This is a genomic window from Planococcus beijingensis, assembly GCF_016820615.1.
GTDB classification, from domain to species: Bacteria; Bacillota; Bacilli; order Bacillales_A; family Planococcaceae; genus Planococcus; species Planococcus notacanthi.
The window spans coordinates 1-13,949 of record NZ_JADHDZ010000012.1 but is presented as its reverse complement, the minus strand read 5'-3'; the positions used below and the strand labels follow the sequence as shown (position 1 = coordinate 13,949).

General features: G+C 45.0%; 13 protein-coding genes and 1 rRNA gene. 1 reads left to right on the top strand and 13 read right to left on the bottom strand.

From position 1 onward, the window contains the following. Positions 1 to 94 precede the first annotated feature (94 nt). On the bottom strand, positions 95 to 2,053 hold the full coding sequence (metG, locus tag IRE19_RS18040) for a methionine--tRNA ligase (protein ID WP_203341418.1): 1,959 nt from the start codon (positions 2,051 to 2,053) through the stop codon (positions 95 to 97). Between the two features lie 335 nt (positions 2,054 to 2,388). Here metG and abrB point away from each other — a divergent pair, with 335 nt between their 5' ends. Continuing rightward, positions 2,389 to 2,667 (top strand): transition state genes transcriptional regulator AbrB, encoded by a 279-nt coding sequence (gene abrB / locus IRE19_RS18035; protein ID WP_006830747.1) that lies wholly within the window; start codon positions 2,389 to 2,391, stop codon positions 2,665 to 2,667. A gap of 227 nt (positions 2,668 to 2,894) precedes the next feature. Here abrB and rsmI read toward each other — a convergent pair whose 3' ends face one another. From rsmI to rrf, 12 genes are all read right to left on the bottom strand, one after another. Next, positions 2,895 to 3,764: a 16S rRNA (cytidine(1402)-2'-O)-methyltransferase gene (rsmI, locus tag IRE19_RS18030; protein ID WP_203341417.1), complete on the bottom strand. Its 870-nt coding sequence runs from the start codon at positions 3,762 to 3,764 to the stop codon at positions 2,895 to 2,897. Then, the gene (locus IRE19_RS18025) at positions 3,761 to 4,030 is read right to left on the bottom strand and encodes a GIY-YIG nuclease family protein (RefSeq protein ID WP_203341416.1); all 270 of its coding nucleotides are present in this window, start codon (positions 4,028 to 4,030) and stop codon (positions 3,761 to 3,763) included. The genes rsmI and IRE19_RS18025 overlap by 4 nt, the downstream gene beginning before the upstream one ends. Then, positions 4,017 to 4,754, bottom strand: coding sequence for a tRNA1(Val) (adenine(37)-N6)-methyltransferase (locus IRE19_RS18020; protein ID WP_203341415.1), 738 nt, complete (start codon positions 4,752 to 4,754; stop codon positions 4,017 to 4,019). Before IRE19_RS18020 ends, IRE19_RS18025 begins: the two co-directional genes overlap by 14 nt. Before the next feature lie 98 nt (positions 4,755 to 4,852). After that, positions 4,853 to 5,212 (bottom strand): DNA replication initiation control protein YabA, encoded by a 360-nt coding sequence (gene yabA, locus IRE19_RS18015; protein ID WP_191716904.1) that lies wholly within the window; start codon positions 5,210 to 5,212, stop codon positions 4,853 to 4,855. 11 nt (positions 5,213 to 5,223) lie between these two features. Continuing rightward, positions 5,224 to 6,036, bottom strand: coding sequence for a PSP1 domain-containing protein (locus tag IRE19_RS18010; RefSeq protein ID WP_191716903.1), 813 nt, complete (start codon positions 6,034 to 6,036; stop codon positions 5,224 to 5,226). A 3-nt stretch (positions 6,037 to 6,039) separates the two neighbouring features. Continuing rightward, a complete protein-coding gene (gene holB, locus IRE19_RS18005) occupies positions 6,040 to 7,032 on the bottom strand; it encodes a DNA polymerase III subunit delta' (RefSeq protein ID WP_203341414.1) in 993 nt (330 codons plus the stop codon). A gap of 93 nt (positions 7,033 to 7,125) precedes the next feature. Beyond that, positions 7,126 to 7,455, bottom strand: coding sequence for a cyclic di-AMP receptor DarA (gene darA / locus IRE19_RS18000; RefSeq protein ID WP_191716901.1), 330 nt, complete (start codon positions 7,453 to 7,455; stop codon positions 7,126 to 7,128). 117 nt (positions 7,456 to 7,572) lie between these two features. Continuing rightward, positions 7,573 to 8,223 (bottom strand): dTMP kinase, encoded by a 651-nt coding sequence (gene tmk / locus IRE19_RS17995; RefSeq protein ID WP_191716900.1) that lies wholly within the window; start codon positions 8,221 to 8,223, stop codon positions 7,573 to 7,575. Between the two features lie 106 nt (positions 8,224 to 8,329). Then, a complete protein-coding gene (locus tag IRE19_RS17990; RefSeq protein WP_191716899.1) occupies positions 8,330 to 10,441 on the bottom strand; it encodes an RNA degradosome polyphosphate kinase in 2,112 nt (703 codons plus the stop codon). Between the two features lie 90 nt (positions 10,442 to 10,531). Next, positions 10,532 to 12,058 carry an exopolyphosphatase gene (gene ppx, locus IRE19_RS17985; RefSeq protein WP_203341413.1) on the bottom strand — a complete coding sequence of 509 codons (1,527 nt, stop codon included), beginning with the start codon at positions 12,056 to 12,058 and terminating at the stop codon, positions 10,532 to 10,534. A 62-nt stretch (positions 12,059 to 12,120) separates the two neighbouring features. Then, positions 12,121 to 13,554, bottom strand: a complete 1,434-nt coding sequence (locus IRE19_RS17980) for an aminotransferase class I/II-fold pyridoxal phosphate-dependent enzyme (RefSeq protein ID WP_203341412.1) — start codon at positions 13,552 to 13,554, stop codon at positions 12,121 to 12,123. Between the two features lie 160 nt (positions 13,555 to 13,714). After that, a 5S ribosomal RNA gene (rrf, locus tag IRE19_RS17975) occupies positions 13,715 to 13,830 on the bottom strand. Positions 13,831 to 13,949: the final 119 nt, after the last annotated feature.

Genomic DNA, 13,949 nt, shown 5'->3' with positions numbered 1-13,949 from the left:
GCTTTTTTCTCTGTAATACTGGGCATTAAAACCCACAAAAACAAAAAAAGACCCACTGATAACAGTGGGTCAAAACAGGTCTTTTCCAGTAATCTTATTTAATTTTCGAGCCGTTCGGGAGCTTTTCAGCGACCGATGCCAAAGTCAGATACCCGTCTTTTTCACCAGCCAGGATCATTCCTTGCGAGAGTTCGCCACGCAATTTCACCGGTTTCAAGTTCGCTACGACGACTACTTTTTTGCCGACCAGGTCAGCTGGTTTGTAATGTTCCGCAATACCGGACACCACTTGCCGATGCTCATAGCCCATGTCCAACTGAAGTTTCAGCAGTTTGGACGTTTTCGGCACAGCTTCACAATCTGTCACTGTCGCTACACGCAAATCCACTTTCGCAAAATCCTCAATCGCAATTTCCGGTACGTCCGGAACTTCCACGACCGCCGGTTCTTCTGCAGCAGGCGATTCAGTACCGCGCATTTGGTCACGGATATATGCTACTTCCGGTTCCAGCTCAAGGCGCGGGAAGATTGGCGTTCCTTTTGACACGACTTGAGTGCCTCCAGGAATTTGGCCGAAGCCTTGAAGCGTATCCCAGCCAAGAGCTTCTTCTGTCAATCCAAGCTGCTCGATGATTTGTTTCGGTGCATTCGGTAAGAATGGCTGCAACATAACCGCAGTCATGCGAAGGCTTTCTGCCAAGTGCGCCATAACAGATGCCAATTGCTCCTTGGCAGCTTCATCTTTCGCCAATACCCATGGCTGTGTTTCATCAATGTATTTATTGGTGCGTGAAATCAGTGCCCACACTTCACTTAAGACGATGCTGAATTGCATTCTTTCCATATGTTGCTCATAGACTTTTACCGTCTGCGCGGCTACACGTTGAAGTGGCCCGTCGAATTCGGTTTGCAGCCCGTTGATTTCAGGTATGGCTCCATCAAAGTATTTATTGATCATCGAGACTGTACGGTTCAATAAATTCCCCAAGTCATTAGCCAAATCAAAATTGGTGCGTTCCACAAACGACTCCGGTGAAAAGACGCCGTCAGAACCAAATGGCAGTTCACGCAATAGGAAATAACGCGTCGCATCCAACCCATAACGTTCTACGAGCATTTCCGGATAAACGACATTGCCTTTGGATTTCGACATTTTGCCGTCTTTCATCATGATAAAGCCATGGGCGAAAACTTTCTTCGGCAAGGGCAGATCCAAAGCCATCAAGAAAATCGGCCAATAGATTGTGTGGAAACGGACGATGTCTTTGCCGACTACATGGACATCAGCCGGCCAGTATTTATTGAACAAGCTATCGTCTTCTGAGCCGTAGCCAAGAGAAGTGATGTAGTTGGACAGCGCGTCAACCCATACATAAATGACATGTTTCGGGTCTCCAGGAACCGGAATTCCCCAATCAAAGGAAGTCCGTGAAACCGACAGATCCTCTAATCCCGGTTTGATGAAATTATTGATCATTTCATTTTTGCGTGATTCAGGCTCAATAAACTCTACGTTATTTTCGTAGTATTCCAAAAGACGGCCAGCGTATTTTTTCATGTTGAAGAAATACGATTCCTCTTTTACTTTATGGACTGGGCGGCCGCAGTCTGGGCAGTTGCCGTTATCCAATTGATTTTCCGTGAAGAACGATTCACAAGGTGTACAATACCAGCCTTCATATTCGCCTTTATAAATATCGCCATTGTCGAGGAACGTTTTGAAAATCCGCTCGACGCCTTCTTTATGGCGGTTCTCCGTAGTCCGGATGAAATCATCGTACGTAATATCCATAGTCGCCCAAACTTTTTTAGCAGCCTCGGCCATGTCATCTACAAATTCCTGTGGCTCTTTGCCAGCTTCTTTTGCTTTTTCTTCAATTTTTTGGCCATGTTCATCCATTCCGGTCAAAAACCGGACATCAAATCCACGCAAACGCTTATAGCGCACCATCGCATCAGAAGCGACTGTCGTATAAGCCGTTCCAATGTGGAATTTTCCGCTTGGGTAATAAATCGGTGTAGTTAAATAAAAGGTGTCTTTGTTAGCAGTCACGAAAAATTCCTCCAGTTTTTTAGTATAATCCTTATTTTAACGAAGTCCCCTATTTTGTACAATCTTTCAATTCGACAAAGCCATTTTCCAGTGAAATTCGACATTTTCCAGCTAATGCTGCGTCGTTTTTTTAGGGCTTCCTATACAACTATGTCAAAATTATGACTTCAAAACTCATGAATATCAAAAATATGATACACCTTATAAAATTTCATTATAAATTCGATAGTTTTTTATTGACCTAATTGCCAGTAGTTGGTATGATTTATGACAGGAAGTGGTAAATGTCGAATTTTGACGAATACATCCGATAAAATAAAAGGAGGACTATTATTATGAAATCAACAGGTATCGTTCGGAAAGTTGACGAATTAGGGCGTGTAGTTATTCCAATCGAATTGCGTCGTACTTTGGGAATCGCAGAGAAAGACGCTTTGGAAATTTACGTAGATGATGACAAAATTATCTTGAAAAAGTATTTACCAAACATGACTTGTGCAGTTACAGGCGAAGTATCAGACGACAACATGCAATTGGTTGGCGGCAAATTGATCTTAAGCACTGAAGGCGCAGAAATGCTGGTAAAAGAGATCCAAAACAACTTAAAGAAGTAAGATAAAAAAAACCAGGAAGCTAATGCATCCTGGTTTTTTTGATGCTTGCAAAGACAGAGTAGCTATTTTCAGTACCTAGCTTCAGCGTAGAGGCTGCTTCAGCTTTTCTTTGTCCAGCTTCAGCGCCCAGGCCCTAGGGTCATAAGCCCATCTGGCTATGCGGCAAAGAGCGCCGCTTCGCCAGCTCGTCTTATGCCCGTCAGGCCTATACGGGCGCTTCCGCTTTTCTAAGTATGATAAGCCTGATAGACTTCTCGCTTAGACAGCTGGCGTTCGATGGCCGCTTCTTTGATGGCCTCTTTGGATGTCAGGTTTTTGGTTTCCATCAGCTGGTCCACGTGTTCTTCGATGGATAAACTTTCCCACCACTTTACGTTCTCCAAAGGCTCTGGATCTGCATTGCCTTCCAACACCAAACAAAATTCTCCGCGGATTTCATTTTCTTCTGCCCATATTACCGCTTCTTCAACAGTGCCTCTCAGAAACTCTTCGAATTTCTTCGTCAATTCCCGGGCCAAGGTGATTTTCCGTTCATTGCCGACCGCTTTTTGCATACTCTTCAAGCTTTCTTTCAGCCGGTGAGGTGCTTCGTAAAAGATCAGGGTCTCTTCTTTTTGGCTGAGTATGTCCAACTCTGCCTGCCGCTCTTTTTTATTGCGCGATAAGAATCCGTAGAACAAAAAAGGCTGCGGCGAAATCCCTGAAGCAATCAGTGCACTAAGGGCTGCATTGGCTCCAGGAATCGGCACAACAGGAAATCCTTCGGCAACCGCCCGTTTGACGATGTCTTCTCCTGGATCGGAAATACACGGCATGCCGGCATCGCTGACCAAAGCTACTGACTTGCCTTCTTCCAGGTACGAGAGGATTTTGAAGCCTCCGCTTTCCTGGTTGTGTTCGTGGTAGCTGACTAATTTGGTCTGGATATCAAAATAATTGCAGAGGTTTTTCGTGTTGCGCGTATCTTCCGCTGCAATGATGTCCACTTCTTTTAAAATACGCAATGCACGGATCGTCATATCTTCCAGGTTGCCGATTGGAGTGGCCACCAAATACAAGGTGGGTTGTTGATGCTGGAAACTTTTTTGGGATTTCATTTGCCGTTCTCCTTTCCTTCAGCAATATAATGGATTTTCTGTGCCTTCGTTAACTGCTTGAAGGCATATTCCGCTTTCATTGCTGCCGGTTTCGTGTCGTAGCATTCGTGATGGATCAGCTTGGACGGCCCTTTGGCGCGTGTGTATTTCGCACCTTTTCCAGCGTTATGCGCCGCCAGCCGCTTTTCAAGGTTGTTGGTATAGCCAGCATAAAACGACCCGTCGGCACATTCCAGCACATAAAAATAATGATCACTGGCTGCCATATAACAATTCCCGCACTTCTTCGGTATACTCGCCGTCGTCTCCGTAGACAATCAAAGGAGGCAAGATCTTTAAATCTGGTTTGCCGTCTTTAATGCCTTCAATCAACAAAGTATTGGCTTCCTTGCCCGCTTTCGGATATACAAGGCGGATCCGTTTCGGTTCTAAGCGGTTCGCACGCATTGACGCAATCAAATCGATCAGACGGCCTGAACGATGGACAAATGCCGCTTTCCCCCCTTGCTTCAACAATTGGCTCGCCGACAATACCGCCTCATCCAAGGTTAAGTGCAGCTCATGCCGCGCAATAGCCATGTGTTCACTGATATTTTTATCGCTCATTTCATGTGCTGGAAAATAAGGCGGGTTGCAGGTGACTACATCGTATTTTTCAAACCCAAGCTGCGCCGGCATATGTTTGACGTCGCCTTCAACAATTTCAATTTGCTGCTCCAAGCCATTGTATTCCACGCTGCGGCGTGCCATATGCGCAAGCCGTTCCTGCAATTCTACGCCAATGATCCGTGATTCTGTACGGGCACTCAGAAACAAAGGAATCGCTCCATTCCCTGTGCACAGATCTACAATGGTGCCGCGCTTCAATGGAACATACGCAAAACGTGCCAATAATACCGCATCCAAAGAAAAGGAAAACACCGACGGACTTTGAATGATCCGCAGGTCTTCCGCCAATAAATAATCCAATCTTTCATCATCCACTAACATCTTTTCAACTCCTAGCATAACAAAAGGCTGCCGCCACACGAAGTGTCGGAAGCCTTTCTCTTTATTATCTTACAGACAGCTTTCTTCTGCCTTTATGTTCAGTTCTGTTTATTCAGGAACGATAAACAGAACAGGCAATCGTCGCCTTTTCGGGAACTGCCGAAATGTACATTGCAGACATGGTAGCCTTCATGATACAAGCGGGCTAAGTTATCATAGCCTTCACCAATATCCATAACAGCTTTTTTCAATTTCACCGGATCTACAGCAGCTACTTCCGGCACTGCTTGATGAAACTCATCCAACCGCGCGCGCAAATGATGATTCTCCAATTGCAGCGCATGATGTTCTTCCATCGTCCGAGCTACCACTGCTTTTAATTCGCTGAATTGTTCTTGCATGGATTGGAGTTGCTGTTCAAACTCCATTACCGTGTCCAAAAAATTCTTTTCCTTCACCTAAAACCACCTCACGCTCTCGTTCCTTGGCCCATTATCTCATCTAATGTGTATTCAAGTGTCTGTTCCTGCTCAGTCAATCGGATTTTCAACACCCGCTCTAAAATATTCATACCTACAACACGGCCTTCGCCATCCGGTGTTGTTACTCGTGTACCGACATCCGGCATTTCTTTTTTCGCTGTTTCATACTCGTCATTCTCGTATTTTAAGCAGCACATTAAACGGCCGCATAAACCAGAGATTTTCGAAGGGTTCAGCGATAGGTTTTGATCTTTCGCCATTTTGATGGAAACCGGCTCAAAATCCCCTAAAAATGTTGAACAGCAAAGCATCCGCCCACAAGGACCGATACCGCCAAGCATTTTCGCTTCATCCCGAACGCCGATTTGGCGAAGTTCGATGCGTGTACGGAAAATGGAAGCCAAGTCTTTCACCAAGTTCCGGAAATCCACACGGCCTTCCGCCGTAAAGTAAAAAATGACTTTATTGCGGTCGAAAGTGTATTCGACATCTACCAATTTCATATCCAAGCGATGCTCTTCAATTTTGTCGGTTCCCAGTTCGAAGGCACGGCTTGCTTCCAAACGATTTTCTTCCACCTGGTGGCGATCGCGGTCAGTTGCCACTCTTACCACTTGTTTCAAAGGCAGAACTACATCGTTTTCTCCAACAGTTTTCGTTGGTACAACCACTTTTCCATACTCTACGCCTCGTGCTGTTTCCACAATGACGTAATCGTCTTTTTCAATCCCTAATGCACCTGGATCAAAATAATATATTTTACCCGCTTTCTTAAAGCGGACACCTATGACATTATACAATTGCTACCCCTCCTGCAGATTCAGCATTAACTGCTCCATCAACAGCGTCCGGTTCATATTGCGCGGCAATTGTTGTTTGGCCTGTAAAACGGCCTGCAACTGCTTCGACAATACCGTAAAAGAACGCTGGAGAGCCATCTGCTTCCAAGTTTCTTCCATGTCTGGATATGTTCGTGCAGTTTCAAGACCTGCTTTTACCGAAGCAATGTCCCGATATGCAAATAATAACATGTCCAGACCTCTTTCGGCATCTTCTTTTTCTTTAAATAATGGCAGCCATTCGGCTTGAAGCATCAAAAGAGCCTCATGAACATTGCTGCCAGCCACTTCCACCAGTTTCAACACGGTTTTTCTGGCCTGGGCAAATTGCTCATCTTGAGCCAACAAGACAGCTTCTTCTTCACTTTGCGTCAGCATGCTGACAGTTGCAGCCATTGATCCAGTCATTCCATCTGCTATCAGTTTTTCCATAAGCTTGGGACGCGACAGCGGACGAAAAGAAACCAGTTGGCACCTGGAACGGATTGTGCTCATCAATGCATTGAGCCTCTCAGTCAATAGGATGGCTGTCACATTAAACTCAGGCTCTTCCAAAAACTTCAGCAAAGCATTGGCAGAAGAATTGTTCATGCGGTCTGCCTGTTCAATCACGTATATTTTACGGCCTGTATTCAAACCGGTTTTATTCAATTTGAAGATTAACTCTCGGATTTGGTCAATTTTTATGTTTTGGCCATCCGGTTCGATGAAAAGAACGTTGGTGTGGTTGCCGGAATTATAGAGCTGACAACTTCGACATGTTTCACATGGAACATTTTCCACAGGCGATTCACACAGCAGCAGCTTGACGAAAAAATGCGTAATTTCCGTTTTGCCAGAACCAGCCGGACCTTCAAACAGATAAGCGTGCGCTAACCGGTCTTTTGAATAAGCACCTTGGAGCCGCTTCATCACCACTGGCTGCATTTCCAAAAATTCATCAATTGTTTTTTGCACAAACTTCACCTTCAGACTTTGTAAAAAATCCCGTGTTCCGGTTGGAGCACGGGTTTTATTTTATCGTACTGGCTGCCGGGCAGCCGCCTTTATTTAAAAGTGGTGGAATTGTTCAATCGGCAAGACGAAAATAGTTGCTCCGCCCACTTCAACTTCCACAGGATAAGGAATATACGAGTCAGCATTTCCACCCATCGGCGATACAGGTGCTACCATCTGTTCACGAGACCGGCAGTTTTCACGAATCAAATCCAGCAACTTCGGTACCAGGTCATCCTCTACACCGATTAAAAAGGTTGTATTCCCTGAGCGCAAAAACCCCCCTGTACTGGCAAGCTTGGTAGCCCGGAAATCATTTTTTGTTAACGCGTTGGATAATCGGTTACTGTCTTGGTCCTGTACAACTGCTACTACGAGTTTCATCAGCACTCACTCCTTTTTGTCTTTCTTCTATATAAGTATAACATGAACAAAGATATACGCTGCATATCTTTCCAGCTCTTTGCCAAAAAAACGGTCTTATCAAAAAGACAGCTGACCCTAAGAAGGATCAACTGCCGCTTGCCGTTCTTCTATAAATCGTACAGCTGTTTCCAATGCATCAGCATAAACGATGTCCAGTTCATTTTCTGCATTGATCAAGCGAATTCGTTCGGGATTCTGGCTCAACAGCAAGAGGTATCCTTCTCTTACTTTGTAATGGAATTTCATTGATTCTACATCCAAGCGGTTGATCTCACGGTCTGAATCTTTTTCGATCCGTGCCAGACCCACTTTCGGATTGACATCAAAATAAAGCGTCAGATCCGGCATGTATTCATCGATGGCAAACTTGTTGATGGCGAAGATCTCTTCCATTCCAAGACCCCGTGCATAGCCCTGATAAGCTAGACTCGAATCAATGTAACGATCACATAAAACGATGCTTCCCGCTTCGAGTGCTGGAATAATTTTTTCGACCAAATGCTGCCTTCTCGCTGCTGCATATAATAAAGCTTCTGTTCGCGCGTCCATTGCGGTGTTGTTCCGGTCCAAGATCACTTGGCGGATTTGTTCGGCTATGTCGATGCCGCCTGGCTCACGCGTGCAAACCACAGAAAATCCTTTTTCCTCCAACGCAGTTGCCAGCATTTTCAGGACCGTTGACTTTCCCGATCCTTCTCCACCTTCTAGGTTGATTAAATAACTCATTTTCCAGCTCACCTTATTCCATGAAGTTAATTATTTTCTACTGTTTCAAACTCTTTTTACTATACACGAAATGGCTTCGATTTTATAGTGACCAGCAGAAAACCAACTATTCTTCATCTTCTGCCACTTGATATGCCCGGCGGAACAACTCCATTTGGCTGTCTATCACTGGCTCATCGTCCTTGCGCGGCACATAATGGTAAACCCCGTCCGCATCCTGCTGTCTGGCTTTGACATTATCGGCAAGCCCCAATTCCAGTATGTTTTTCACTTGCTGTTTAATGGTTTCGTCAACAATCGGAAATAAAATTTCAATGCGGTTATTTAAATTCCGCGTCATCATATCCGCTGAAGATAAGAAGGTCCGTCCTTTGCCGTTATGGTTAAAGTAATAGACACGGCTATGCTCCAACAAGCTGCCCACGATGCTCCGAACCTGAATGTTCTCACTGACCCCTGGGATTCCTGGACGCAGGCAGCAGATCCCTCTGACAATCAAATCCACTTTCACACCTGCATTGGACGCTTCATACAACTTCATAATAATGAGCTTATCCGTCAGTGAGTTCATCTTCGCAATGATGCGGCCATTGCCATGCTTTTTTTGGAAACGAATTTCCGTATCGATCAAGTCGATGATATCGGTCCGAATCGTAAAAGGCGCTACCGATAAATAATGGAACTCCGGCTTCTCGGTATAGCCGCTTAAATAATTGAAGAAGTTGGTAGCATCAATTCCAAACTGCCTTTTCGAGGTGAACAAGCTCATATCTGTATAGATTTTTGCCGTCTGATCGTTGTAATTGCCGGTTCCTAAATGCACGAAACGCTCAATTTTATCGTCTTTTTTCCGCACGACCAAGGTGATTTTGCTATGGGTTTTCAAATGCGTCATGCCATAAATAACGTGGCATCCCGCCTTTTCCAACTCTTTTGCCCATTGGACATTATTTTCCTCGTCAAAGCGGGCCTTTAATTCAACCAGCACGGTTACTTGTTTGCCATTCTCAGCAGCTCTTTTCAGAGCCTTGATTACCGGAGAATCACCGCTCACCCGGTAAAGGGTCTGCTTGATGGCTAGGACATCGGGATCATCAGCGGCTTCTGAAATAAATTGAACGACCGGTTCAAATGATTCATACGGATGATGAAGAAAAACATCCTGCTCACTGACCTTTTGAAAAATCTGCTTGCCTGTTTCCATCCCTGCCGGCAGCTGCGACACTTTGCCTTCAAAGACCAAATGCTCCCAAACTGGTGCCATTTTTTTATAAAAGCTGAAAAACACCGTCAAATCCAAAAATCCTTCAATAGCATAGACATCTTTTTTATGGACTTCCAGTTCATTGGTCAAGTATTCCAAAATGGCCGGATCAAATCCTGGCTGCTGAATCTCCAGCCGGACAGCCGCTCCCCATTTGCGTTTCCGGAGCTCTTCTTCAATTTCCTTCAGCAAATCACGTGCGCCTTCTTCATGGATCGTCATGTCGGCATTGCGGGTAATCCGGAATACCGACGTTGAAATCACCTTAAAACCATGAAAAAGTTTGCGAATGAAGAAACTGATGACATCTTCCAGTAAAATCAGTTTGTAGCTGCCCTTTTTCGATTCCAGGCGGACAAACCGATCCAGTACAGAAGGCACCTGGACAATGGCGATTTTTTGCCCTTCTTCCGCCTGGTCTTCTACGTCTTCCAGCACCACCGCCAAATTGATGCTTTTGTTGAGCAACATGGGAAATGGACGGTAAGCATCGATGGCCATTGGCGTCAGTACCGGAAAAATATGATCCTCAAAATGCCGTTCCATTATATCCAATTGGTCTGCACTTAAATCCGCCATTTTGACGAATTCTACGTGCTCTTTTTGAAGCTTTGGCAACAATGTTTTTTGCAGCGTTTCATATTGCAGATCCACCAATTGATGGGTCTTCATCGCAATTTCATTTAATTGTTGCTTTGGCGTCATTCCCGCTTTATTCTCGGGTTTCGTAAACCCGACTTTCACCTGATCCTGCAGCCCTGCTACACGGACCATAAAAAATTCATCCAGGTTGGAGCTGAAAATCGCCAGAAATTTAAATCGTTCCAATAACGGGTTCCGTTTATCAAGGGCTTCCTGCAGGACCCGTTCATTAAAAGCCAGCCAGCTCAGTTCGCGGTTATTGTAATAAGAAGGATCCCTGAGTTCCACGCTTTTCTTTTTTAAAGTCTCCAATTTTGACTCCACCTTTTACTTATAATCCATTTATCTATCCTATCACCATCTGCCTGTCAGCAATACGAGATATGTCACTTGAAATGTTAATTATTTGTAAAATTTAAAATCAATCGTTTTCTTTAACTGCTTCTCTAAATGCTTTTTCTGTTTTTCCACCTGGTATTGTTCCGGCTTCCAATCTTCTCGGCATTGCACAGAAAAAACAAGTTTGTCCTCGTTTTCTTCCAGCTCAATCGTTTCCACAATATCACGTTTAGTTGCATTCAAACTGTACGCCAGCTTGATGATAGCGCCAAGCAGGCTGTATTTCGCCAACTCTTCTTTATTGAACCATTCCTCATACACATTAACGTTCCGTTTAAAGACCTCTTTATTTTTAAATGAAGCCATCAAAGCAATGACGATCCGGTCTTTGTGCAGCAAACCATCGATGGTGCGGTTGCCCAATAAGTAAAAAGTATGCTGATGGCTGGATTCCGAATCGATGTAGCTCCCTAAATTATAGAGTGCACTGCTGAGCTTCAAACGCTTATAGTCCAACTCTTCCAATGACAGCAAGCCCAACTCTTCCAATTCCTTTGAAATCAGCAAAGCACTATTGGCAACATGGAATGCATGGGTCAAATTGATGTCATAATCGATAGCCAACTCGTGAAAACTTTCTTCCACGACATTTGGAAATACCGACAAATCGAAATCCTTGGTCGTCTCTTCATAAAACACACCATCCCTTAAGCCTTTTCTGCTGAGGGCAAACTGTTTGGTGTCGATCAATTCCATTAAATAGCGGAACACTTCAACAGCCGGGATGATGATATCCGCCCGGTCCTTCGACAGCCCTTCCAAGCGCTGCAGCTCTGAAAAATCCACTGACTTCAATAAATCACTGACTTCTTCTACGTCATCTCTGCTCATCATGTATTGATGAACACCAGACAGCGGATATTCAATATGCTCCTGATGGATCTGAGCCATGTTCCGCGCACTTCCCCCAATGCCGATCAACGGCAAACGCTTATCAGCCAGCCATTCCAATTGATCAAACTGCTCTTTTAAAAACGACCGCAACTCGCGCAATTCGCCTTTGGTCGGTGTGTTTCCTTCGACAAATTGCTGTTTCAATGATAAAGCACCAAACGGAAAACTGTAGAAAAAAATCAGCTGGCGATTATGGAAATAGGTAACTTCTGTACTGCCCCCACCAATATCAACCGTGATGCCGCTGGCGAATGGTGTGGAATTGACGACGGCCAGGTAACCGTAGTTCGCCTCTTCAAATTCAGAGAGGATACGCATCGTAAAATCTGTTTCTTTTTCCACTGCTGCCAGAATGCTGTCTTGATTTACAGCTTGGCGCACAGCCGCCGTAGCCACACATTTGATGTCTTTCAATTGATGATGGCGGGTCACTTCCTGAAAACTTTTTAAAGTCTTGATCAGTACATCGATGCCTTCCTGTTCCAACACATTGTCTTCATTTAAATAATTACGGAGACGAGCAACGGCTTTCACGTTCTCACTCTCTGTAAAACGTCCGCTTTTATCCCGCGTGTAAATGACGAGCCTGATGGTATTCGAGCCGATATCAATGATTGCATACTTTTCCTGTTCCATGAAAATCCCCCACATTCTGTACCAAGTAAATGATGTTACAGTATACCCTCTTTAAGCATTTCTTATGCTCGGGATGTTTCTTGCTGAAGCACAGACAATTCTTTAGAAGCGAGCCTGTGGTCTCCCTGTATCTGTGCATCAGAAGCCAGGTAATTCATGAGCTCCTCGACTTTGGCCAATGTCCATTTCTCGCCCGCCACCACCAGCGGAATACCCGGTGGATATGGAATCACCATACCCGCTGCAATACGGCCGATAACTTGTGTATAAGGCACCCATTCCTGATCCGTCAAATCAATTTCTTCAAAAGACAATTCGGGAACTGTTACTTGGGATACTGTTTTCACTTGGACTCTCATGTCTTTTCTCGCTTCGCCTTCCAACAGCTGTACCGCTTCTTTTAAACGGCTGCGAATTTCGGCAAATGGATAGGCATGCCATTGTTTCAATAAAGGCAAGATCAACAAGACCTGATAAAGGTCCGCCAGTTCAACATGAACCCCTGTTTGTTCCAACTTCTGTTTGAGCTGGTAGCCGCTGTGATGGGAAACCCTCAGCATTATTTTTAGCGGATCATCAGACTCTACCACCGCCAAATGCGGAATCATCCGCAGGCTGCTGAGAAAACGCTCCCTCTTTTCATTGAACATCCGCATATCAGGCTGCGAATAATTTTGAAGATAAGAACGTGCGTCATCCAATGAGGCAAGGATCAGATACGAAGGACTGCTTGATTGAAACATCCGTAAGTATTTTTGGATTCTTTTCACATTTACACGTTCGCTTCCGATATGTAAAAAAGAGCCCATCGTCATAGCGGGCAATGTTTTATGGGCTGACTGTACGACTACATCTGCACCAAGAGACAACGATGAGACCGGAAACGGAGCGCCTGCCTGAAAGTGGGCACCATGGGCTTCATCCACCAGAACGGCAATTCCATGTTCATGGCATAAAGAAATAATGGCAGTAAGTTCGTAGGAAACCATTCCATAATAATTCGGATAGGTCAGTACAATGGCCTTGGCTTCCGGATAGGCCTTTATCGCTTCTTCTACTGCCTTTAGAGGCACTGCAGCCGCTGTCATGGATTCCTCATCCCATTGCGGTGAAACGTAAACGGGCCGCACATGTGCAAGCTCCAACGCATGGAAGATCGACTTATGGGAATTGCGCTGAACAATGACCACATCCCCTTCTCTGCAAGCGGCGTGAATCATCGCCAGATTTCCGACAGTTGAACCGTTGACCAACAAAAAGCTGCGTTTCGCACCATAAGCTTCCGCTAATAAAAGCTGTGCCTCGTTGATCGCCTCTTCCGGATAATGAAGATCATCCAGACCCGCCAGTTCTGTCACATCATACTGAAGAGCTGACTGAATTTCTTGCGGCAGTCCCGACAGGATGCCATGTTTATGTCCTGGTACATGAAAAGAAATGGGTTGTTTATTTTGAAATTCGATTAATGCATCCACAATTGGGCGTCGTTGCGTCATGATTTTCCATCCTCACATTGATTGATTAACTTCATTATAACAATTCCGGTTGAGAGCAGCGGTTCGGAAAACAGTCGGTTGGATGTTTTCAATGGCTGTGACCGGTTTTCTCCAAACAAAAAAGCCGTTACCGGAATCGGTAACGACTTTCTTTCATTGTGCCCAGCGACGTCTTACTCTCACAGGGGGAGACCCCCAACTACCATCGGCGCAAAAGAGCTTAACTTCCGTGTTCGGGATGGGAACGGGTGTGGCCTCTTTGCCATCATCACTGGACTGTTTGATTGAGTGTTTGTTCACTCAAAAGAATAACTAGATAAAAATATAAAATAGCCCAGCGACGTCCTACTCTCACAGGGGGAGACCCCCAACTACCATCGGCGCAAAAGAGCTTA

Coding starts and splice junctions, on each gene's coding strand:
- abrB (WP_006830747.1), top strand. CDS start 2,389: ATGAAATCAACAGGTATCGTTCGGAAAGTTGACGAATTAGGGCGTGTA.
- rsmI (WP_203341417.1), bottom strand. CDS start 3,764: ATGAAATCCCAAAAAAGTTTCCAGCATCAACAACCCACCTTGTATTTG.
- IRE19_RS18025 (WP_203341416.1), bottom strand. CDS start 4,030: ATGGCAGCCAGTGATCATTATTTTTATGTGCTGGAATGTGCCGACGGG.
- IRE19_RS18020 (WP_203341415.1), bottom strand. CDS start 4,754: ATGTTAGTGGATGATGAAAGATTGGATTATTTATTGGCGGAAGACCTG.
- darA (WP_191716901.1), bottom strand. CDS start 7,455: ATGAAACTCGTAGTAGCAGTTGTACAGGACCAAGACAGTAACCGATTA.
- tmk (WP_191716900.1), bottom strand. CDS start 8,223: ATGAGTTATTTAATCAACCTAGAAGGTGGAGAAGGATCGGGAAAGTCA.
- ppx (WP_203341413.1), bottom strand. CDS start 12,058: ATGGAACAGGAAAAGTATGCAATCATTGATATCGGCTCGAATACCATC.
- IRE19_RS17980 (WP_203341412.1), bottom strand. CDS start 13,554: ATGACGCAACGACGCCCAATTGTGGATGCATTAATCGAATTTCAAAAT.